The organism is Flavobacterium sp. I-STPP5a (assembly GCF_009764685.1).
In the GTDB taxonomy this organism is placed as follows: domain Bacteria; phylum Bacteroidota; class Bacteroidia; order Flavobacteriales; family Flavobacteriaceae; genus Flavobacterium.
On the sequence record NZ_VHLM01000017.1, the window covers coordinates 1 to 23,527 of the forward strand.

Here is a 23,527-nt window from a genome sequence, read left to right on the forward strand (position 1 = left end):
AATGACTAGTCCTAAATAATCGATACAGATTATTAAACAAAAATAATTAATTAAACACTTGCTGGATCGTTCTTGCAAGTGTTTTTTCTTTTATAGGTTCTCATCTTAATTTTACTTTGCTGATGCATTTGATTTGGTGTTAGCATATAATTGGAGTAATGAGGTCTTTTTTGATTATAGATTTCAATAGCATCTTTAACCAACAACTTCATAATTGGAAGGTCTTTGTTGAATTTATCAATATCAAATTCTTGTTTTAAAATACCATTTATTCTTTCTGCTACTGCATTTTCATAAGGATCTGAGTTTTGTGTCATGCTACACTTTATAAGGCTTTTCTTGAGTAGTTTTTGATAATCATTTGCACAATATTGCACTCCTCTGTCGGAATGATGTATTAATGATAAATTCTTGTCCTTTCTTAGTTTTATTGCGTTTTCCAATGCTATTAAGCTACTTTCTGTATTCATATTATCAGCTACATTAAACCCCATTATTTTTTTAGAATAAGCATCAGTTACCAAACTTAAGTAACACGGATTTTCTCTTTTTCCAATATAGGTTATGTCTGAAACCCAAACTTGTTCCGGACGTTTTATTTCTAGTTCCAGAATCTGATTTTGATGTTTTCTAAAGCGATGATGCGAGTTGGTTGTAATATGATACGAACGCTTTGGAACAATCAATAAATGATTAGCTCTTAGGATACTGATAAATTTATCTCTTCCGACTTTTAGTTGCTTTAATTCGTTATTTAAAAGAAAATAGAGTTTTTTTGCTCCAATCCTAGGCATCGTCTGCCTGATTGTTATAACCATAGCAACTATCTTAGAAGCCTTGGATTGTCTTGCTTCTCTTCTTTTTATTTTTCGATAATAAACCTGTCTGTCTATCCCGAACAAAGTACAGGTAAACATTACTGTCTCTTGTTGCTCTTGTTTGAATTGGTCGATTGTTCGGGTGATGAGTTTTTTCTGATGTCAATTTGATATTCTTTTTCTGCAATATCAATCATTTTATCAAAGATGATAGCTTTCTTATCCGATACATAAGCTTCTCTCTCTAGCAATGCTTTCTGCTTTTCTAACAACATAACTTGTGCTTCAAGTTCCATTATTCTTTGTTCAGGTGATTTTGGCATATTTGATGGTGTTTGATTATCCCAATCAAAGTTACCAAATTTCCGGAGCCATTGCACAATTGTCGAGCGTGACTGAATACCGTAAACTTTTTTGACTTGCGAAATAGACATCTTTCCCTGCTCTATGTCTTGTACAATCTGTAATTTAAAAGACATCGTGTAGTCTTTTTGGGTACGCTTTAAGTAGCGTGATTCTTGAGGATTTTCCATAAGGATACTTTTTGTGTATCGCTATTTTAGGACGGGACACAAAACCAAAAAAAAACGCTAATTGAAAAATTAGCGTTTTTTTTATATTTATGTTCTTAAGCAATCATAACATCCGAATTAATTGCTTTTTTCAAGAAAGCCTTAATTAAAATTCTATTAGGAGCAGTTCCTGAGGTAATTACTTGTTTTTTTGTATTTGTTTCTTCTATAGTCGTATTTGATTTAGTGTCTTGTTTAGAACCCATAAACCAAAGCACAAAATTTACATTATTTGTAACATTACTTTTAGTTACATTTTCATTTTTAACTGAAACTACTTCAATAGGATTATTATCAACTATAGTTTGTGCGGCTTGCGAAAAAGCCACATTAGAACACAATGAAAAAACTAGAAAAAAGAAACCTTTTAACACTAATTTTTGACAAACTAAAGATGTAAAATATTTCATAACAAATGTTTTTATTTTTCTTAGATGTACATATTCTAATTCGAAACAAATGTATCTCATTAATCAAATAGCAAAAAAAAATTTCGATAAAGCGCCATTATAGTCGTTTAAAGCACAAATTTAATGTGCAAAACAAAAAAGTAACGATTTAAATACAGCTCTTTCAATTGAGTAACACCAAACTAATAGAAAAAGCGCTATCCCATTTATCGAAATCTATCAAAAAAAAAGCTCCAGTAAAAAACTGGAGCTTTTGAGATTTATGCTTGACCGGCTGGGCCAAAGTTGAGCGGAATGGGCAACTGTTCTGTGTCTTTGATTTCGCCATGGGCAATTTCAAATCGATGAATGTTTTCTCCAATAGCCTTTAATAATCTTTTAGCATGCTGTGGTGTCAAGACAATTCTTGATTTCACTTTAGCCTTAGGAATTCCAGGCATAATACTAACAAAATCTAAAACAAATTCTGAAGAAGAATGGTTGATAATTGCTAAATTAGAATAAATTCCTTCTGCAGTTACTTCATCAAGTTCAATATTAATTTGCTCTTGTTGTTGATCTTTCATATTTTTAGTGTTTAGTGTTTAGTCCATTAGTCCTCAGTGATTAAACTCAACGTAAATCACTAAGGACTAGGCACTAAAACCTTAATAGATATACTCCTCTTTGTTAGCCATCATATCATTGTAATCATCTTTTGAACCTACAATTGTGTGATCGTATTCTCTCATACCTGTACCAGCTGGGATTCTATGACCGACAATTACATTTTCTTTCAATCCTTCTAAGTAATCAATTTTACCTGCAACTGCAGCTTCATTTAATACTTTAGTAGTTTCCTGGAACGATGCCGCAGAGATGAATGATTTAGTCTGTAACGATGCTCTAGTAATACCTTGTAATACCGGTGTTGCAGTAGCAGTTACCACATCACGAGCTACAACTAGATTTTTGTCTGTACGTTTCAATAAAGAGTTTTCGTCACGCAACTCACGAGGCGTAATGATTTGTCCTTCTTTTAATGCACTAGAATCTCCAGCATCTTCTACGACTTTCATACCGTATAACTTATCATTCTGAACAATAAAGTCTTTAGTATGAATCAATTGATCTTCTAAGAATAAAGTATCACCTGGATCTTGTACTCTTACTTTACGCATCATTTGACGAATAACAACCTCGAAGTGTTTGTCGTTAATTTTTACACCTTGTAAACGGTATACTTCTTGAATTTCATTAACCAAGTACTGTTGTACAGCTGCTGGACCTTGAATTCTTAAAATATCATCCGGAGTAATTGCTCCATCAGACAATGGCACACCTGCTCTTACGAAGTCATTTTCTTGAACAAGAATTTGACTTGATAATTTAACTAAGTATTTACGAACATCTCCAAATTTAGACTCAATAACGATTTCACGGTTACCTCTTTTGATTTTTCCAAAAGAAACAACACCATCAATTTCAGAAACTACAGCTGGGTTAGATGGATTACGAGCTTCTAACAACTCTGTAATTCTTGGTAAACCTCCGGTAATATCTCCTGATTTAGAAGAACGACGTGGAATTTTAACCAATACTTTACCTGCTTTAATTTTCTCACCGTTTTCAACCATCAAGTGGGCTCCAACTGGTAAGTTATAAGAACGAATTAATTCTCCATCTTTACCGTAAACCAATAATGTTGGAATTAATTTTTTAGCTCTTGACTCAGAAATTACTTTTTCTTGGAAACCAGTTTGCTCATCGATCTCAACCATGAACGATTGTCCTTGCTCTAAATCTTCGTAAGCAATTTTACCCGTAAACTCAGAAACAATAACTCCGTTATATGGATCCCATTTACAAATCACATCCCCTTTTGCAACAGATTGACCATCTGCAACAAAAATACTAGAACCGTAAGGAATGTTATTGGTACTCAATAAAATACCTGTTCTTTCGTCAATTAATTTCAATTCAGTAGAACGAGAAACAACGATATCAACTGAGTTTCCTTCGCTATCTTCACCTTTAACAGTTTTTAAATCTTCGATTTCAAGTTTACCACCAAATTTAGTGATGATACTTGATTCTTCAGAAATTCCACCCGCAACCCCTCCAACGTGGAAAGTACGTAATGTTAACTGTGTACCTGGTTCTCCAATAGATTGTGCTGCAATTACACCAACTGCTTCACCTCTTTGTGTCATCTTACCAGTTGCTAGGTTACGACCGTAGCACTTAGCACAAATTCCTTTTAAAGCTTCACAAGTTAATGGAGAACGTACTTCTACTTTTTCAATAGGAGATGCATCTATAACTTTCATAATCGCTTCGGTAATTTGCTCACCTGAACGAATTATTACTTCACTAGTTAAAGGATTTATTAAGTCTTGTAAAACTACACGACCTAAAATTCTTTCTCCTAATGACTCTACAATTTCTTCATTCTTTTTCAAAGCTGCTACTTCAACACCTCTCAAAGTACCACAATCTTCGATGTTAACAATAACATCTTGAGAAACGTCATGTAATCTACGAGTCAAGTATCCAGCATCGGCCGTTTTCAAAGCCGTATCCGCGAGACCTTTACGAGCACCGTGAGTAGAGATAAAGTATTCTAAGATTGAAAGACCTTCTTTAAAGTTAGAAAGAATCGGGTTTTCAATAATTTCACCACCACCGGCAGTAGATTTTTTAGGCTTAGCCATCAAACCACGCATACCAGTTAACTGACGAATTTGTTCTTTAGAACCCCTCGCTCCAGAGTCAAGCATCATGTACACAGAGTTAAATCCTTGCTGATCTTCTCTAATGTTTTTCATTGCTAGCTCTGTTAATTGAGCATTTGCTGATGTCCATACATCAATAACTTGGTTGTAACGTTCGTTATTGGTAATAAGACCCATGTTATAATTTGCAGAAATACCTTGAACTTGCTCTCTTGCATCAGCAATTAACTGAGGCTTTTGATCTGGAATTCTAATATCTCCTAATGAGAATGATAAACCACCCTTGAAGGCAAATTTATATCCCATATCTTTCATATTGTCCAAGAAAGCAGCAGTTGTAGGAACATCTGTACAGCTTAATACGTGACCAATAATATCTCTTAAGTTTTTCTTAGTCAATACGTCATTGATATAACCAGCTGCTTCAGGAACAACCTCGTTAAACAATACACGTCCAGCAGTAGTTTGGATCACTTTGTATACTAATTCACCTGCCTCATTGAAATCTTTTGCTCTAATTTTAACACGAGCATTCAACTCTACTCTTCCTTCATTCAAAGCGATATTCACCTCTTCTGCAGAATAGAAAGTGATTCCTTCACCTAAAATTTTCATTTCAGGAGTTGACAAACGTTCTTTGGTCATATAATATAGACCCAAGACCATATCCTGAGATGGTACAGTGATTGGAGCACCATTTGCAGGGTTCAAGATGTTGTGCGAACCTAACATTAACAACTGAGCCTCTAAGATAGCTTCAGGTCCTAATGGTAAGTGTACCGCCATTTGATCCCCATCAAAATCCGCGTTAAATGCCGTACAAACTAAAGGGTGCAATTGGATTGCTTTTCCTTCAATTAATTTTGGTTGGAACGCCTGGATACCAAGACGGTGCAAAGTAGGAGCACGGTTTAGTAAGATTGGGTGACCTTTGATTACATTTTCAAGGATATCCCAAACAACAGGCTCTTTTTTATCAATTATTTTTTTAGCAGATTTAACTGTTTTTACAATTCCTCTTTCGATTAATTTACGAATCACAAAAGGCTTGTACAATTCAGCTGCCATATCCTTAGGAATACCGCATTCTGATAATTTTAATTCAGGACCAACAACAATTACCGAACGAGCAGAATAATCCACACGTTTACCCAATAAGTTTTGACGGAAACGACCTTGCTTACCTTTTAACGAGTCAGAAAGTGATTTCAATGGTCTGTTTGATTCTGTTTTAACAGCAGATGCTTTACGCGTATTGTCAAATAATGAATCTACAGATTCTTGCAACATACGTTTCTCGTTTCTCAAGATAACTTCTGGAGCTTTAATCTCCATTAATCTTTTCAAACGGTTGTTACGGATGATTACACGACGATATAAATCATTTAAATCTGAAGTTGCAAAACGACCTCCATCAAGTGGCACAAGCGGACGTAATTCTGGTGGAATAACTGGTACCACTTTCATAATCATCCACTCAGGACGATTTTCGCGGTTTAAGTTAGACTCACGGAAAGACTCCACAACTTGTAATCTTTTTAAAGCTTCTGTTTTACGTTGTTTAGATGTTTCATTGTTAGCGCTGTGTCTCAATTGGTAAGACAACGCATCAAGATCAATTCTTGCTAACAAATCCATAATACACTCTGCTCCCATTTTGGCAACAAATTTATTTGGATCAAAATCATCTAAATATTGATTGTCAGCAGGAAGTGTATCTAAAATATTCAAATACTCTTCTTCTGTCAAGAAATCTAATCTTTGCAATGATTCACCATCAGGATTTTTAGCAATACCCGCTTGGATTACTACGTATCTTTCGTAGTAAATGATCATATCTAATTTCTTAGATGGAAGACCAAGGATATAACCGATTTTGTTTGGTAAAGAACGGAAATACCAGATGTGAGCAATTGGCACCACAAGATTGATGTGACCTACTCTATCTCTACGTACTTTTTTCTCAGTTACTTCAACACCACAACGGTCACAGATAATCCCTTTGTAACGTATTCTTTTATATTTACCACAAGCACATTCGAAATCCTTAACAGGACCGAAAATTCTTTCGCAAAATAATCCATCACGCTCTGGTTTGTGCGTTCTGTAGTTGATTGTTTCCGGCTTTAAAACCTCTCCTCTTGATTCTTTCAAGATAGATTCAGGTGATGCAAGACCGATTGAGATTTTATTAAACCTTTTTACAGGGTTTTTATCTTTATTGTTGTTATTTCTATTATTCATCATAGTTTTTACTATTGATTTATTTGCAATTAAAAAATTGATTTGATTTTAGTCTAAAGTCAAATGTCATAAAGTTTTTAAAGTCACGAATGACCTTTTACTTTTGACTTTCAAACTTTTGACTTAAACACTACCTCGGGTTACTTCTCTAAACTTCAAACCTTTTTATTTTGAAGTGCTAATTATAAAACTCTTACAGTTTTTATAAAAAATCGGAACGGGTTACGGGTCTAAATCCTAAAAACTTATATAAATGCCAAAGTAGAGATGCGATTTATCGCATCTCTACAGTTGACAAAATTTATTTATTCTTCTAAACGAATATCAAGTCCAAGACCTTTCAATTCATGCATTAATACATTGAATGATTCTGGTAATCCTGGTTCTGGCATAGACTCACCCTTAACGATTGCTTCGTAGGTTTTAGCTCTACCAATAACATCATCAGATTTCACAGTCAAGATTTCTCGTAGTGTACTAGAAGCTCCATAAGCCTCAAGTGCCCAAACCTCCATCTCTCCAAAACGTTGACCTCCAAATTGTGCTTTACCTCCAAGTGGTTGTTGTGTGATTAAAGAGTACGGACCGATAGAACGCGCGTGCATCTTGTCATCAACCATGTGACCCAATTTCAACATATAGATTACTCCAACAGTTGCTGCTTGGTGAAAACGCTCTCCAGTTCCTCCATCATATAAATGCGTATGCCCAAAACGTGGTACACCCGCCTCATCAGTCAAAGCATTTATTTGATCAAGTGAAGCACCGTCAAAAATTGGAGTAGCAAATTTTCTACCCAAGTTCATTCCAGCCCAACCAAGAACAGTTTCATAAATTTGACCAATGTTCATACGAGAAGGTACCCCAAGTGGATTCAATACGATATCTACTGGTGTTCCATCTTCAAGGAAAGGCATGTCTTCATGACGAACGATACGTGCAACAATACCTTTGTTACCGTGACGTCCTGCCATTTTATCACCCACTTTCAATTTACGTTTCTTAGCGATGTAAACTTTAGCTAATTTTAAGATACCAGCTGGTAATTCATCACCTACAGTAATTGTAAATTTCTCTCTACGTAAAGCACCTTGTAAATCATTCAATTTAATTTTATAGTTATGAATTAAATCATTAACCATAGTATTAGTAGCATCATCAGCTACCCATTGACCTTTACTTAAGTGAGCAAAATCCTCTACTGCATAAAGCATTTTTTGAGTATATTTTTTACCTTTTGGTAAAACTTCTTCACCCAAATCATTCATTACACCTTGAGATGTTTTTCCGTTAACGATCAAGAAAAGTTTTTCAACTAATTTGTCTTTCAATTCAACAAATTTCACTTCAAACTCCATTTCAAGCGCTCCTAAAGCATCCTTGTCTTGTGTACGTTTACGTTTATCTTTTACTGCTCTTGCGAACAATTTCTTGTCTAAAACAACACCATGCAAAGAAGGAGACGCTTTTAAAGAAGCATCTTTTACATCACCTGCTTTGTCCCCGAAGATTGCACGAAGCAATTTCTCTTCTGGAGTAGGATCTGATTCTCCTTTTGGAGTAATTTTTCCGATAAGAATGTCACCAGGTTTAACCTCGGCTCCAATTCTAATCATACCATTTTCATCTAAATCTTTAGTAGCTTCTTCCGAAACGTTTGGTATATCATTCGTTAATTCTTCGTTACCTAATTTAGTATCTCTAACTTCTAATGAATAATCATCAACGTGTATAGAGGTAAAAATATCGTCACGAACTACTTTTTCAGAAATTACAATCGCATCCTCAAAGTTGTACCCTTTCCAAGGCATAAACGCCACTTTCAAGTTACGTCCAAGAGCTAACTCTCCATTTTGAGTTGCGTAACCTTCCGAAAGTACTTGACCAGCAACAACTCTATCCCCTTTTCTTACGATAGGTTTAAGGTTGATACTTGTACCTTGGTTGGTTTTTCTAAATTTAATTAGATTATATGTTTTTTCATCTGACTCAAAACTAACCATTCTTTCTTCCTCAGAACGATCGTATTTGATAGTGATTATATTAGCATCAACGTACTCAATAACTCCATCACCTTCAGCATTTATCAATACTCTAGAATCAGAAGCAACTTGACGCTCTAAACCTGTACCTACAATTGGAGCTTCAGGACGAATCAAAGGAACCGCCTGACGCATCATGTTAGATCCCATCAAGGCTCTGTTCGCATCATCATGTTCCAAGAAAGGAATCAAAGATGCAGAAATAGATGCAATCTGGTTAGGTGCAACGTCAGTATAATCAACTTTTGAAGGCTCAATTACTGGGAAATCACCTTCTTGACGAGCAATAACATCCTCAGCAGTAATTTTACCAGCAGCATCCATTTGAATGTTTGCTTGTGCAATTAACATACCTTCTTCTTCTTCGGCACTTAAGTAAACTGGAGTAGACTCTAAATCTACAACTCCGTTAGTTACTTTACGGTAAGGTGTTTCAATGAAACCCATTCCGTTTACTTTAGCATAAACACCAAGAGATGAAATCAAACCAATGTTTGGTCCCTCTGGAGTTTCAATTGGACATAAACGTCCGTAATGCGTATAGTGAACGTCACGTACCTCAAAACCAGCTCTCTCTCTCGAAAGTCCACCTGGTCCTAGTGCAGATAATCTTCTCTTGTGCGTAATCTCGGCAAGTGGATTTGTTTGATCCATAAACTGAGACAACTGGTTTGTTCCAAAGAAAGAGTTGATTACAGATGATAATGTTTTAGCATTAATCAAATCTATTGGTGTAAACACCTCGTTATCTCTAACGTTCATTCTCTCACGAATGGTTCTAGCCATACGAGCTAAACCAACACCAAATTGTTGAGACAATTGCTCACCAACCGTTCTTACACGACGATTAGATAAGTGATCAATATCATCAATCTCAGCTTTTGAGTTGATTAATTCAATCAAATATTTAACAATAGTGATGATATCCTCTTTGGTCAAGACTTGCTTTTCCATTGGGGTATCTAAACCTAATTTTTTATTAATTCTATAACGACCTACTTCACCTAGGTTATAACGTTGATCAGAGAAAAATAATTTATCAATGATACCACGAGCAGTTTCCTCATCAGGCGGTTCAGCGTTACGTAATTGTCTATAGATGTGCTCAACTGCCTCTTTTTCAGAGTTTGTTGGATCTTTTTGCAACGTATTATGAATGATAGCATAATCACCTTGATTTGCATCTTCTTTGTGTAACAAAATAGATTTAACGTTAGAATCAATGATTTCTTCTACATTATCTTTATCGATAATTGTATCTCTATCAAGGATTATTTCGTTACGTTCGATAGAAACTACCTCACCAGTATCTTCATCAACAAAATCCTCATGCCATGTATTCAATACACGTGCTGCTAATTTTCTACCGATGTATTTTTTAAGACCTGTTTTCGAAACCTTAATTTCTTCAGCAAGATCAAAAATTTCGAGAATATCCTTATCTCTTTCAAAACCAATAGCTCTGAATAAAGTAGTTACAGGAAGTTTTTTCTTTCTATCAATATAAGCATACATTACACTATTGATATCTGTAGAAAATTCAATCCAAGAACCTTTAAACGGAATTACTCTCGCAGAATACAATTTTGTACCATTGGCATGGAATGATTGACCAAAGAAAACTCCAGGAGAACGATGTAATTGAGATACAACTACACGCTCAGCACCGTTGATAACAAACGTACCACTTGGTGTCATGTAAGGAATTGTTCCTAAATAAACATCTTGAACAATCGTTTCAAAATCTTCGTGTTCTGGGTCAGTACAATATAGTTTTAACCTGGCTTTTAAAGGCACACTATAAGTAAGACCTCTTTCTATACATTCTTGAATTGTATAACGTGGTGGGTCTACAAAGTAATCAAGGAATTCTAATACGAAGTTATTTCTCGTATCAGTAATTGGAAAATTCTCCATGAAGGTATTGTAAAGCCCTTCGTCACCTCTTTCGTCTGATTTAGTTTCTAATTGAAAAAAATCTTTAAACGATTTAACCTGAACATCTAGAAAATCTGGATAGTCAGGAATGTTTTTAGTAGAGGCAAAATTCAATCTTTCAGTCTGATTTGTTAGCATCAATGAACAAAATTTTGATTAAAAAGTAATTTTATTATACAAATAACAAGCTATTTGTATGCTTATTTTACATGCATTACATCTTTTAAAAACTAATTAAGGATAACTACTTTCTTATTATCTATTAATTTTTTTTCATCGTAATGGGTAAAATATATTTCGACAAATAAACCAAGTGTCTAAAAACACCCAATTTTAATTATACGAAAAAATGGTTTAGGTCAAAAGGCGACTAAACCCATGACCTAAACCGTATTCATTAAACGGAGTTTAATTATTTAAGCTCAACAACAGCTCCAGCTTCTTCTAAAGATTTTTTAAGACCTTCAGCCTCTTCTTTAGTTACACCTTCTTTAACGTTACTTGGAGCGCTATCAACTACGTCTTTAGCTTCTTTCAAACCTAAACCTGTAAGTTCTTTAACTAATTTCACAACTGCTAATTTAGAAGCACCAGCTTCTTTTAATACAACTGTAAATTCTGTTTGAACATCTTCAGCAGCAGCTTCACCACCACCTGAAACTACTACAGCTGCAGCAGCTGGTTCGATTCCGTACTCATCTTTTAATATTGTTGCTAATTCGTTAACTTCTTTAACAGTAAGGTTAACTAATTGTTCTGCGAATTGTTTCAAATCTGCCATTTTTTTTATCGTTTTAAAATGATTTGTAAAATATAATTTATTTATTGTGCGCGTAATTCAAATAAAATTAGATAAAATCTAAGATTATTATGCTTCAACTTCTTCCGAAACTTCTTCGCTACCAGCAAATTGGTTTTGTAAAGCAGAAATAACTCTTTGTGCAGGTGATTGCAATAATCCAATGATTTCACCAATAAGCTCTTCTTTAGATTTAATAGTTGCCAATGCATCTAACTGATCATCACCAATATAAATTTCAGAATTGATGTAAGCACCTTTTAAAATAGGCTTAGCTGATTTTTTTCTGAAATCTTTAATGATTTTCCCAGGAGCGTTAGCAACATCTGAAATAAAGATAGCACTATTACCACTCAATACTGAAGGTAAATCACCATAATCATTATCAGAAGCTTCCATTGCTTTTGCAAGCAATGTATTTTTTACAACCTCTAATTTTATACCTGCTTTAAAACAAGCTCTTCTTAAACTTGAAGTAGTTTCTGCGTTAAGTCCTGAAATATCAGATACATATATAATATTTGTACCAGCTAACTGTGCAGTTAAATTTTCAATCGCGATTGATTTTTCTTCTCTAGTCATACTAAAAGTTATTAACTACCAATTATACTGCTTTAGGATCCAATGCAATAGCAGGACTCATTGTGCTTGTAAGGTGTATACCTTTGATGTACGTACCTTTAGCAGCAGTTGGCTTAAGTTTAATTAATGTTTGAATAATTTCGTGTGCATTGTCATAAATCTGCTCAGCTCCAAAAGAAACTTTACCAATTCCAGCATGAACAATACCAGTTTTATCAACTTTAAAGTCAATTTTACCAGCTTTAACCTCTTGAACAGCTTTAGCAACATCCATTGTTACTGTACCTGTTTTAGGGTTTGGCATTAAACCTCTTGGCCCTAAAATACGACCCAAAGGACCTAATTTACCCATAACAGCTGGCATAGTGATAATTACATCAACATCTGTCCAACCATCTTTGATTTTTTGTAAATAGTCATCAAGACCTACATAATCAGCACCAGCTGCCAAAGCCTCAGCTTCTTTATCTGGAGTAACTAATGCTAAAACTTTTACATCTTTACCAGTACCGTGAGGTAATGTAACAACACCTCTTACCATTTGATTCGCTTTTCTTGGATCTACACCCAAACGAACTGCGATATCAACAGACTCATCAAATTTTGCAGAAGCTATAACTTTGATTAATGCAGCAGCATCTTTCAAAGAGTATAGTTTGTTCTTCTCAATTTTAGAAGCAGCCTCTTTTTGCTTTTTTGTTAATTTTGCCATTTCTTTCTCTTAATTAAAAAGGAGCATCTCCTGATACAGTTATACCCATAGATCTAGCAGTTCCAGCGATCATGCTCATTGCAGATTCGATTGTGAATGCATTTAGATCTACCATTTTATCTTCAGCTATCGCTTTGATAACATCCCAAGTAACACTAGCTACTTTTTTACGATTTGGTTCACCTGATCCAGACTTTAGCTTTGCAGCCTCCAATAATTGAACGGCAGCTGGAGGAGTTTTTACAACAAAATCAAATGATTTGTCTTTATACACAGTAATTTGTACTGGGCATATTTTGCCAGGTTTATCTTGTGTTCTAGCATTAAATTGCTTACAGAACTCCATGATATTAACCCCAGCAGCTCCTAAAGCAGGTCCAACCGGTGGCGACGGATTCGCAGCACCTCCCTTAACTTGTAGTTTAACTACCTTACTAATTTCTTTAGCCATTTTTTAAAAAATTTAACACCATAATCATTGGAAGCGATTACAGTGGATATTATAGATGTAACAAAAATTATACTTTTTCAACTTGCATAAAACTAAGCTCTAATGGTGTTTTTCTACCGAAAATTTTAACCATCACTTCTAGTTTACGCTTTTCTTCATTTATTTTCTCAACTGAACCATTAAATCCATTAAATGGACCATCAATCACTTTAATTGTTTCACCAACATTGAAAGGAATAGATCTAGTATCAGTATTTACAGCAAGCTCATCGACCTTACCTAACATTCTGTTAACCTCAGATATTCTTAAAGGAACAGGCTCACCACCTTTAATTTCCCCTAAGAAACCTATAACACTAGTAATTGATTTTATAATGTGCGGTATTTCACCAACTAAATTAGCCTCAATCATTACATAACCAGGAAAATAAACTTTATCCTTAACTAATTTTTTACCCTCTTTTACAGTTACTACTTTTTCAGTAGGAACTAGAACTTGAGAAACATAATCAGTCATTTCTAATCTTGCAATTTCAGTCTCAATATAAGCTTTAACTTTATTTTCTTGGCCACTTACCGCTCTAACGACATACCATTTTTTAACATTCACATCTGCCATAACAAAAAAATTAAGCTTTTATCCAGTTAAAAAATCCTGCTAAAGCTTTTGCGAAAATTTCATCAACTCCCCATGTTCCCAAGGCAAATAAAACAGAAAAAACAGCCACAACAATCGTGAGACGTTGTACCTCAGACCATTCTGGCCAAGTTACATTTGATTTCAATTCTTCAAATGCTTCTGATATGTAATTTACAACTTTTGTCATTGTGATATATTTTTTGCACGGGCGGAGGGATTCGAACCCCCATCAACGGTTTTGGAGACCGCTATTCTACCCTTGAACTACGCCCGTAGAATAAAAACAATATCGTCGTTAAACGACATTGTTTTTGAATTTATTTTTTTTTGTAGATTAACCTACAATTTCAGTAACCTGTCCAGCACCTACAGTTCTACCACCTTCACGGATAGCGAAACGTAAACCAACGCTCATTGCGATTGGGCTTAACAAAGATACATTAATAGTTAAGTTATCTCCTGGCATTACCATCTCTACTCCTTCTGGTAAAGTAATAACCCCTGTTACGTCAGTTGTACGTACGTAAAACTGTGGACGGTAGTTATTATGGAATGGAGTGTGACGTCCACCTTCTTCTTTTTTCAAGATATAAACCTCAGCTTTGAAAGTTGCGTGCGGCTTAACAGATCCTGGCTTAATGATAACCATTCCTCTTTTGATAGATTCTTTATCAACACCTCTTAATAATAAACCTACGTTATCTCCAGCTTCACCTCTATCAAGGATTTTACGGAACATTTCAACTCCAGTGATAGTAGAAGTCAATTTTTCAGCTCCCATACCAATGATCTCAACTGGATCTCCTGTATTAGCAATACCTGTTTCGATACGACCTGTAGCAACAGTTCCACGACCAGTAATTGTAAATACATCCTCAACTGGCATCAAGAAAGGTTTTTCTGTATCTCTGATTGGCTCTTCGATCCAAGAATCTACAGCTTCCATCAATTCAAGAATTTTAGGAACCCAAGCAGCATCATTATTCAATCCACCCAAAGCAGAACCTTGAATAACTGGACAATTATCACCATCATATTCGTAGAAAGACAATAAGTCTCTAATTTCCATTTCAACAAGCTCTAACAACTCAGCATCATCAACCATATCCACTTTGTTCATGAAAACTACCATTCTAGGAATACCTACTTGGCGACCTAAAAGGATGTGCTCACGTGTTTGCGGCATTGGTCCATCAGTTGCAGCTACAACAAGAATAGCCCCATCCATTTGAGCAGCTCCTGTAACCATGTTCTTCACGTAATCCGCGTGACCTGGACAGTCAACGTGTGCATAGTGACGATTAGCAGTTTCATACTCAACGTGTGATGTATTAATTGTAATACCTCTTTCTTTTTCTTCAGGAGCATTATCAATTTGATCAAATGATTTTGCTTGACAGTAACCAGCATCAGATAATACTTTTGTGATTGCTGCTGTTAAAGTAGTTTTACCGTGATCTACGTGTCCGATCGTACCAATATTTAAGTGTGGTTTCGAACGGTTAAAGGTTTCTTTTGCCATTTTACTTAATTTTAATCTTGTTATATATTAATTTTTACTTCCTACTTACTTGAGCCAACTACGGGAATTGAACCCGTGACCTCTTCCTTACCAAGGAAGCACTCTACCTCTGAGCTAAGTCGGCAAAACCTCTTATCAAAGAGCTCGAATTAGAACTTGGGAATTTTTCAATTCACCAACCACAATTCAAGTTTTTCTTGTGGGGAGAGCAGGATTCGAACCTGCGAAGTTCACACAGCAGATTTACAGTCTGCCCTCGTTGGCCGCTTGAGTATCTCCCCTACTTTTTTTATTTTATACTTCCATAATTTGAGCCGGCGGAGGGACTCGAACCCACGACCTGCTGATTACAAATCAGCTGCTCTAGCCAACTGAGCTACGCTGGCAAATCAATAAAAAAAGTCCGCTATTTCTAACGGACTGCAAATGTATAGATTTTATCTCTGAATCAAAACATTTTTCGAAAAAAATTTATATTAAATATGAGAACTAATTTTTTCTTTTCTCTTGAGCAACATTCGTTCTAGAGATTCCGAAGACAATTCTATCGCTTCTTCAAAGGTTTTACACTGCTTTTTGACCAGAAATTCATCACCAGGGACGATTATTTTAACTTCGGCAATTTTATTTTCTTTTTCACTAGTTTTCTCAACTTTTAAAAAAACATCCGACGACACCACCTTGTCATAGTACTTTTCTAATTTATCCAATCTTTCTTGAATAAAATCAACTAGCTTCTTGTCAACTGTAAAGTTAACTGCGTGTACACTTACCTTCATAATCTTCTTTATTTAATGGTTCAAATTGTATTATTCTTTTCTCGCGGGTGCGCTTTTGCATACACCTTTTTAAGCTCAGCTAAACTGTTATGGACATACACCTGAGTAGAAGCCAAACTAGAATGACCTAGCAACTCTTTAACAGAGTTTAAATCAGCTCCATTATTTAACAAATGAGTAGCAAACGTGTGCCTTAGAATGTGAGGGCTTTTTTTTACCTTTTCAGATATATTACTAAAGTACGAATTTATTAATCGATACACAAAAGAATCATTTAATTTATCTCCATTTTTAGTCACAAAAAAACACTCATCATCATTAATCATAACTAGCGCACTTCTTACTTCTTGATAACGAGATATTGATTCTGTAAGTACAGGCAACAACGGAACTATTCGCTCTTTATTTCGCTTACCTAAAACTTTTATAGTATTGTTTGACAAATTTACATCTGAATTTTTCAAATGTATTAACTCCGTCCGGCGAATTCCGGTAGCATAAAACAACTCCACAACTAGTGCGTTTCTTATTTGCTCAAAACCTTCAGCTTGTTGGGTTCCAAACAAAAGATTTTGCATTTCATTTTCCGAAAAAGGGATTTGTATTTTCTTAGCAGCTTTGAGAGCTTTATGTTTCAACAAAGGATTTGCCTCAATTTGCTTTATCTTCATTAAAAATTTAAAGTAGGCCTTAAGAGAAGCTACTTTACGATTGACAGAACTATTCGAAACAGACGCATCTACCAATGACACAATCCAGTTTCTTATTTGACCATAATGAACGTGATCTATAGTTTCTTGATCAAATTCTTTCTTAATATATTCCGAAAATGCATCTACATCCACACAATACGCCAAAATGGTGTGCGCTGAATATTTTTTCTCCAAGGTGAGATAATCCCGAAATGCATCTTTATTAGTAGCCATAAAAAAAACCGTTAGCATCAAAGTTATTAAATTTTGATGACTAACGGTTTTATTTTTCTGTAAAATAGATTAACTCTCTAAGTTATCTCTCATATTTTGGATATAAGCCGCTTTTTGAATTTTGATTCTATTCGTAACTGAAGGTTTAATAAAAGCAGTACGCGCTCTTAATTGACGAACAGTTCCTGTTTTATCAAATTTTCTTTTGTAACGTTTTAACGCTCTATCGATATTTTCTCCGTCTTTAATTGGTATAATTAACATAATATAGACACCCCCTTTCTTTAGGCTGCAAAAGTAGACATTATTTTGAATTATGAACTATGAATTATGAATTATTTTTTTGTCTTAACAACAAATAACACCCCTTTACACAGGAAAAACAAAAACAAAAAAAGCATAACTATTGCAACATAGAAGGCTGTATCTCCACTACTATTAATTAACACATTCCAATTATAAAACTTATTTTCTATTAAAAGCGAAAAAAGCACAAGAAAAATCGATGCCAAAGGAGCACCTATTTCCCACAACAAAACATACAATTTAGAAACATTAAACTCTTTCTTCATTTTCCAATAAATCATCTTATTTACAAAATAATTATAAAAAACAGCTGAAAACAATTGCCTATACATTGAATAACTCCAATCTATAGCCTTACTATCCCAATAAGCAAAATAAAACATCACTCCTATCGTCACAAAAGGGATACCGATATCTCGAAAAATTTTATAATGGAGTAAACGATTAATTATCATCCTTTTTATTTGGAATTATTTAACTTATCTTTTTTTCGCTGATGAATAAATTTAAAAATAGCTAAAGACACAAAAAAGACTATACCCGATATGGCAACATAATTCTTGTATTCTCTATTTATTACGACATAAAGAATCCAAAACAAAATCACAACAATACTTTCAATTTTAAGGCCTTTTTTTATCATACATTGAGGAATAAGAAATTTAAATTAATTTTATTTACAAAACATCATCTTTGAGGCTTCTCCATCCCCGCTGGCAACCAAGGGAGTTCTTCATAAGGTTTTAAGCAGTGTGAATAATCCTCTTCTGCATCCATTCCACATACATTAACAGTTACACTACAATATGCAGCACCAATAACTGTACCCCAGCCAACTGTATATACCGCTGAAGCAAGAGCAAAACCTCCACAAATAAAAAAATCTCTTTCACATCTTTTTCTCTCTTTCATATAAATATTGCGGCAATTTGCCTCAGCAAGATTTGCTGGAAAAATTGGATCAGCTTCGAAAGGCATATAGTTTACAAAACCACTTGCAACTCCTCTCTGCGCCATATATCCAATGCTATTTGACAAATCAATTCTTTTCAATACAACTTCAAAGCTTTTTTCAAGCAACTCCGTTCTTTTCTGAATATCCAATTTATAAAAACTAGGATTGGATTTTCTAAAATCACTTTGAATCTGTACACTTTTTTTCAACAAGCCTACAACCTCAATACTATTATCAATTCCAGCACTTTGAAACAATATTTTCAAATCATTTTCATTTTTAGCATACAATAAAGCATTTAAAAAACCTGCGTTAAATTCACGTTCTTTATTTCTACCTAGCGCTTCAAGTATTTTATAATTGTTCTTTGCATACTCATTTGAATAAATATCTAAATTCTCAATAACTGTAGTCATGCTCAATTTACCATTAGTAACAACTTCATTTATCGGCTCATTACTACAGGAAATACTTCCAAAGAAAGCAACAATCATAGTTGCAATGACAAAAGACATTTTTTTCATAATTTTCAAATTTCAATATTATATAATTTTACTTAATAATCACAAATGTTAAAAAAAAAAAAAAAACATAATAACGAGTCTTTTCCGGATATTAACACAATATTAACATTGTTATTCTTAAAAAAACCAAGAAACAATTAATTGCTTCTTGGTTACAAACTTATTCTCAATATCCTAAAAAAGTTAATTTTTCACAGCCGGCTCATAATTTAGATTGTCAATAATCATTTTTCCTAAAATTTCTTTTAAGATTTCTGATGTACCTCCACCGATAGGACCTAAACGACTATCTCTAAACAAGCGTGCCAAAGGATACTCTTCCATATAACCGTAGCCTCCTAGCATTTGCAAACAACTGTAAATGGTTTCATCAGCTACTTTTGTCGATTTTAATTTTGCCATTGTTGCTTCTTTAACTACATATTCCCCCTTATCAAGACGGGCTACAGCAGCATAATTGAAAATTTTACAATGCTCAACCTCCGTTGCATGTTCTACAAGTGTATGTCTTAATGCTTGGAATTTACTGATTTTTTTACCAAAAGCTTCACGTTGCGACATATAATCAATTGTGTAATCAATAGCATATTCACCTCTAGCATGTGCATTAATAGCCATAATTAAACGCTCTAAAGCAAAATGCTGCATAATGTACGGAAAACCTTTTCCTTCTTCACCCATCAAATTTTCAGCAGGGATTTCTACATTATCAAATGCAATCTCTGCTGTATCCGATGCTCTCCAGCCTAGTTTATCAAGTTTTGAAGCTGATATTCCTTTCAACCCCGTATCCATCAAAAAAATACTAATTCCCTTGTTACCAAGTTCTGGATTTGTTTTGGCAGCTACAATATAATAATCCGCATATATACCATTAGTAATAAATGTTTTTGAACCATTGATTACATATTTGTCCCCTTTTTTCACGGCGTTAGTGCGCATTCCCGCAACATCACTACCACCAAAAGGTTCTGAGATACATAAAGCGCCTATTTTCTTTCCAGCGATACTCGGAACCAAGTACTCTTGTTTTACCCTTTCATCACCTTCGGCATTTAAGTGTGTCATAGCCAAATAAGCATTAGCCCACATGGCTGCAGCAAAACCTGATGATTTTATTTTTTGTAATTCCTCAAGGAAAATAACCGTGTAAAATAAGTCTAAACCAAGACCTCCATATGCCTCTGGGTAAGCTATACCAAAATAACCCATTTCCCCGAATTTCTCCCAAATAAAGCGCTCTATTGTTCCTGTTTTTTCCCATTTTTCAATGTGCGGAACCACTTCTTTTTGTAAAAAACCTTTTAAACTTTCTCTAAATGCTTGGTGCTCCTCTGTGAAGTAAATTGAATTCATATATTTTTTTTCTTTTTAACAAATTTTAAATTGATAGAAACTAAATACAAAATCAGTTTCTGGATAAGTGCCAAAAAATCAAAATTGGAAAGAACAATAAAACTACGTTTGTATAAATTATGATAAAAAAACGTACTTTTTACTCTAGTTTTTTGACGGTTCTATTTAAAGTCCAAATATAAGGCAATTATTTTTGCTTTATCAACAGAAAATCCCTTAATTTTTGTTAAATCCTCAATATTTTTTATGTTTCCATTCATGCTCCTGTAGGTGATGATTTCTTTCGCAAGCGCATATCTAAAGTAATGAAACTGGCTAAGTTCTTTTAAAGACGCATTATTGATATCAATTTTCTTCATATTAAGAAGTGGTCCAACTTTAAAATGAATGTTCAATTTCTCTATAACTTCTGGAGATAACCCCCATATTTCATCCATTTGCTCCATTGAGACAAACCCTCCAAGAGCTTCTTTTTGCTTCAAAATCCGGGTAGAAATAGCATCTCCAATTCCGTAGACATTCATCAAAGCCTCTTTATCGGCCTGATTGATATCTATTACTAATACCTTTTCTTTTTTGGCGAAAGCCTGATACTCCTGATTTTTATAATCTTTATAAGGTTTCGTGCTTTTTTTATATTCAACCCAATTAGGGAACTTAAACAAGGGAGACATGGTTTCAAGTAATGAATCTGAAATTTGTGTTACCCGTTGAAATTCTTCTGGAGAGTTCACAAATTTATTCTGCTTTCTAAAAGCAAGTAACCTGTCTATCTCTTGCGTAGACATACCTAGCTTATAGCCTTTGTAATCTGAAATAAAATTGGGATTGAACGCATACTGTTGCTTTGGTAAATTTTTAGTAGCATTCTTCTCGTAATCTAAAGTTGACTGTAACCCAATCCACTGTAACTCCTGCAGCGACTGTTTACTACCAGGATTAAAATCATAGCAATAGTAGCATACTTGTAAAATGATAATTAGCGTAAATAAAACTATAATTCCAAGACGTTGTTCTTTATTGAACTTTAAAAAGGATTCAAAAGCTTTGAAGTTCATAATTTGATTGAAATCATTAAAAATTAAATGAATATAAAAATAAAAAAAATATGGAATCAATTACTACAGAGCATATATATTTATAAATACAAGCCACAAAAAATAGGAGTAATTAAAATAAATTGACAAAAAAGGCCTAAAAAAGGATTTTAAAACATTTTTTATGAGTTAAAAATCAATTATTGTTTTTATTTTTTATAAAAAACAATACATTTGGACCTTAATAACTTAAAACATTAAACAACCATGTCAATTTGGAGAGTTAAACCAGTATCAGCTTTTGAAGCTGATATGAAAAAAAGTCAATTAAAAAGAGTTTTAGGAAAGTGGAGCCTTACTGCAATTGGTATTGGAGCTATTATCGGAGGAGGAATATTCGTTCTTACAGGTACAGGAGCCTATAATCATGCTGGACCAGCACTAGCACTTTCATTTGTTATTGCGGGAATTGCCTGTGTATTTGCAGCGTTGTGCTATTCTGAATTTGCTTCTATCTTACCCGTAGAAGGATCTGCTTATGCGTATGCTTATGGTACTATTGGAGAAATATTTGCTTGGATAATTGGCTGGGGATTAATATTAGAGTACGCCATGGGGTCTATGACCGTCGCTGTTTCGTGGTCTGGCTATTTTAATAAAATGCTCAAAATGTTTGGTATTAAACTTCCTGAGTGGCTCACCAGTGACCCAGCGAGTTATACCGGAGAAGGATTTTCAATGAATTTACCTGCTTTTTTAATTGTACTTTTAGTTATATCTTTATTAATAAAAGGTACTGAAAAGGCAGCTAGTGCTAACAACTTTATTGTAATCTTAAAAGTATCTGCTGTAATTTTTGTAATTATTGCTGGTGCATTCTTCATAGATGTAGACAACTGGTCTCCATTTATTCCTGATGTACAAACTATTATAGTTGATGAAAAACCACATCAAGCTTACGGAATCAATGGTGTTATATCTGGTGCTGCGGCTATTTTCTTTGCTTATGTAGGTTTTGATGCGGTTTCTACTCAAGCTGGTGAAGCAATAAACCCTAAAAAAGACGTTCCTTTTGCTATTATTGTATCATTATTAGTATGTACAATTCTTTACATATTAGTATCGTTAGTTTTAACAGGTATGATTAGCTACCAAGACTTTAACCCACTAGGAAAATATCCTGAAGCTATTAAAGCTCCCGTAGCTTATGCATTTGACATTGCTGGACAAGCATGGGCTGGTTATATTATTACAATAGCTGCTACTGTAGGTTTAATATCAGTATTAATGGTAATGATCATGGGACAATCTCGTATCTTTTTAGGAATGTCAAAAGATGGTTTGATTCCTCCTGTTTTCTCAAAAGTTAATCCTTTATCTGGTACACCAAAAACAAACTTGATGATCTTAGGTGGATTTATTGCTACTGTTGCTGCATTTACACCGATTAGTAAACTTGCCGAAATGACAAGCTTCGGTACCTTATTTGCTTTTACAATGGTATGTATCGCTGTATGGATGTTAAGAGTTAAACAACCAGAATTAGTTCGTACTTTTAAAGTTCCTGCTTTACCAGTAATTGCTGTTTGTGGTATTGCAATCAACACTTGGTTAATGATTAACTTGAGTATTCAAGCACAATTATTTTCACTAGGTTGGTTAGCAATTGGAATTCTGATTTATTTCCTTTACGGAAAAAGAAATTCTAAATTGAACAACCCACAAGACTAAAATCAAAAAGGCTCCTAATAATTTTAGAGGGCACTGAAAAACATCGCTTATTTTGATTAGCATCCTTTTTTAGATAATAAAAAACGCTTGTAACAGGATTTCAAACATCCGTTATAAGCGTTTTTTTTTTGCAACTGTTTTTTATTGTAGGTTATATGAGTCGGTTTTTGACTTATACAGGTTCATTTGGCAAAATGCATGTGTAGATTACATTTTCTACATTAATTTGAGTATTCTTTTTAAGTTGACTGTAAAAATTGCTATTGCACCTTGCATTTGCATATTGGTAATACCGTATGATATCGCTCTATCATAACCGTGTACATTTTTTAACTCGCTATTTTTGGCTTCTATCTTGTATCGATGTTTTGCTTTTTCTTTGTAATATTCTGTTTCTTGAAAAGCCATTTGGTCTTGATGTAATTCTGATTTTATGGATACCGAATACGTTTTTGTTTTGGCTCCATCT

General features: G+C 34.2%; 22 protein-coding genes and 4 tRNA genes. 1 reads left to right on the forward strand and 25 read right to left on the reverse strand.

All coding sequences use genetic code 11. From position 1 onward, the window contains the following. Window positions 1-50 precede the first annotated feature (50 nt). The 24 genes from FJV36_RS03980 to FJV36_RS04090 all read right to left on the reverse strand — a co-directional run bounded on the left by FJV36_RS03980 (window position 51) and on the right by FJV36_RS04090 (window position 21,348). The gene (locus FJV36_RS03980) at window positions 51-917 is read right to left on the reverse strand and encodes an IS3 family transposase (RefSeq protein ID WP_199250875.1); all 867 of its coding nucleotides are present in this window, start codon (window positions 915-917) and stop codon (window positions 51-53) included. Next, window positions 917-1,351 carry a helix-turn-helix domain-containing protein gene (locus FJV36_RS16315; protein WP_158728780.1) on the reverse strand — a complete coding sequence of 145 codons (435 nt, stop codon included), beginning with the start codon at window positions 1,349-1,351 and terminating at the stop codon, window positions 917-919. Before FJV36_RS16315 ends, FJV36_RS03980 begins: the two co-directional genes overlap by 1 nt. A gap of 95 nt (window positions 1,352-1,446) precedes the next feature. Beyond that, complete coding sequence (locus FJV36_RS03985) at window positions 1,447-1,800, reverse strand: hypothetical protein (protein WP_158728529.1); 354 nt, start codon at window positions 1,798-1,800, stop codon at window positions 1,447-1,449. 260 nt (window positions 1,801-2,060) lie between these two features. Next, window positions 2,061-2,366 carry a DUF3467 domain-containing protein gene (locus FJV36_RS03990; protein WP_086455114.1) on the reverse strand — a complete coding sequence of 102 codons (306 nt, stop codon included), beginning with the start codon at window positions 2,364-2,366 and terminating at the stop codon, window positions 2,061-2,063. Between the two features lie 81 nt (window positions 2,367-2,447). Further along, entirely contained in the window at window positions 2,448-6,761 is a 4,314-nt protein-coding gene (gene rpoC, locus FJV36_RS03995) for a DNA-directed RNA polymerase subunit beta' (RefSeq protein WP_158728528.1), read from the reverse strand. 302 nt (window positions 6,762-7,063) lie between these two features. After that, window positions 7,064-10,876, reverse strand: coding sequence for a DNA-directed RNA polymerase subunit beta (gene rpoB, locus FJV36_RS04000; RefSeq protein WP_158728527.1), 3,813 nt, complete (start codon window positions 10,874-10,876; stop codon window positions 7,064-7,066). Window positions 10,877-11,150: 274 nt separating this feature from the next. Continuing rightward, window positions 11,151-11,519, reverse strand: coding sequence for a 50S ribosomal protein L7/L12 (rplL, locus tag FJV36_RS04005; protein WP_086455315.1), 369 nt, complete (start codon window positions 11,517-11,519; stop codon window positions 11,151-11,153). A gap of 87 nt (window positions 11,520-11,606) precedes the next feature. Continuing rightward, on the reverse strand, window positions 11,607-12,119 hold the full coding sequence (rplJ, locus tag FJV36_RS04010; protein ID WP_158728526.1) for a 50S ribosomal protein L10: 513 nt from the start codon (window positions 12,117-12,119) through the stop codon (window positions 11,607-11,609). Window positions 12,120-12,141: 22 nt separating this feature from the next. Next, window positions 12,142-12,831 carry a 50S ribosomal protein L1 gene (rplA, locus tag FJV36_RS04015; RefSeq protein ID WP_039111376.1) on the reverse strand — a complete coding sequence of 230 codons (690 nt, stop codon included), beginning with the start codon at window positions 12,829-12,831 and terminating at the stop codon, window positions 12,142-12,144. 13 nt (window positions 12,832-12,844) lie between these two features. Next, a complete protein-coding gene (rplK, locus tag FJV36_RS04020) occupies window positions 12,845-13,282 on the reverse strand; it encodes a 50S ribosomal protein L11 (RefSeq protein WP_007807442.1) in 438 nt (145 codons plus the stop codon). A 67-nt stretch (window positions 13,283-13,349) separates the two neighbouring features. Next, window positions 13,350-13,901 (reverse strand): transcription termination/antitermination protein NusG, encoded by a 552-nt coding sequence (gene nusG / locus FJV36_RS04025; protein ID WP_158728525.1) that lies wholly within the window; start codon window positions 13,899-13,901, stop codon window positions 13,350-13,352. Between the two features lie 10 nt (window positions 13,902-13,911). Then, on the reverse strand, window positions 13,912-14,109 hold the full coding sequence (gene secE / locus FJV36_RS04030; RefSeq protein ID WP_086455318.1) for a preprotein translocase subunit SecE: 198 nt from the start codon (window positions 14,107-14,109) through the stop codon (window positions 13,912-13,914). 16 nt (window positions 14,110-14,125) lie between these two features. Next, a tRNA-Trp gene (locus tag FJV36_RS04035) sits at window positions 14,126-14,196 on the reverse strand. 60 nt (window positions 14,197-14,256) lie between these two features. Further along, window positions 14,257-15,444, reverse strand: coding sequence for an elongation factor Tu (tuf, locus tag FJV36_RS04040; RefSeq protein ID WP_144889110.1), 1,188 nt, complete (start codon window positions 15,442-15,444; stop codon window positions 14,257-14,259). A 52-nt stretch (window positions 15,445-15,496) separates the two neighbouring features. Beyond that, window positions 15,497-15,568 (reverse strand) — tRNA-Thr (locus tag FJV36_RS04045). A gap of 76 nt (window positions 15,569-15,644) precedes the next feature. Further along, window positions 15,645-15,725, reverse strand: a tRNA-Tyr gene (locus FJV36_RS04050). 31 nt (window positions 15,726-15,756) lie between these two features. Beyond that, window positions 15,757-15,830: transfer RNA gene (locus FJV36_RS04055), tRNA-Thr, on the reverse strand. Window positions 15,831-15,920: 90 nt separating this feature from the next. Then, on the reverse strand, window positions 15,921-16,223 hold the full coding sequence (hpf, locus tag FJV36_RS04060; RefSeq protein WP_086454427.1) for a ribosome hibernation-promoting factor, HPF/YfiA family: 303 nt from the start codon (window positions 16,221-16,223) through the stop codon (window positions 15,921-15,923). A gap of 20 nt (window positions 16,224-16,243) precedes the next feature. Next, the gene (locus FJV36_RS04065) at window positions 16,244-17,149 is read right to left on the reverse strand and encodes a tyrosine-type recombinase/integrase (protein WP_158728524.1); all 906 of its coding nucleotides are present in this window, start codon (window positions 17,147-17,149) and stop codon (window positions 16,244-16,246) included. A gap of 69 nt (window positions 17,150-17,218) precedes the next feature. Continuing rightward, entirely contained in the window at window positions 17,219-17,413 is a 195-nt protein-coding gene (rpsU, locus tag FJV36_RS04070) for a 30S ribosomal protein S21 (RefSeq protein WP_035670421.1), read from the reverse strand. Between the two features lie 71 nt (window positions 17,414-17,484). Beyond that, a complete protein-coding gene (locus FJV36_RS04075; RefSeq protein WP_158728523.1) occupies window positions 17,485-17,910 on the reverse strand; it encodes a hypothetical protein in 426 nt (141 codons plus the stop codon). A gap of 232 nt (window positions 17,911-18,142) precedes the next feature. Then, the gene (locus tag FJV36_RS04080; RefSeq protein WP_158728522.1) at window positions 18,143-18,934 is read right to left on the reverse strand and encodes a hypothetical protein; all 792 of its coding nucleotides are present in this window, start codon (window positions 18,932-18,934) and stop codon (window positions 18,143-18,145) included. A 183-nt stretch (window positions 18,935-19,117) separates the two neighbouring features. After that, on the reverse strand, window positions 19,118-20,290 hold the full coding sequence (locus tag FJV36_RS04085) for an acyl-CoA dehydrogenase family protein (protein WP_158728521.1): 1,173 nt from the start codon (window positions 20,288-20,290) through the stop codon (window positions 19,118-19,120). Between the two features lie 161 nt (window positions 20,291-20,451). After that, entirely contained in the window at window positions 20,452-21,348 is an 897-nt protein-coding gene (locus tag FJV36_RS04090; RefSeq protein WP_158728520.1) for a helix-hairpin-helix domain-containing protein, read from the reverse strand. Between the two features lie 246 nt (window positions 21,349-21,594). On the opposite strand from FJV36_RS04090, the gene FJV36_RS04095 reads away from it, so the two are divergent. Further along, window positions 21,595-23,058 (forward strand): APC family permease, encoded by a 1,464-nt coding sequence (locus FJV36_RS04095; protein ID WP_158728519.1) that lies wholly within the window; start codon window positions 21,595-21,597, stop codon window positions 23,056-23,058. A 216-nt stretch (window positions 23,059-23,274) separates the two neighbouring features. On the opposite strand, the gene FJV36_RS04100 is transcribed toward FJV36_RS04095, so the two are convergent. After that, window positions 23,275-23,527: transposase (locus FJV36_RS04100; protein WP_199250854.1), on the reverse strand; the 253-nt coding region annotated here is incomplete at its 5' end.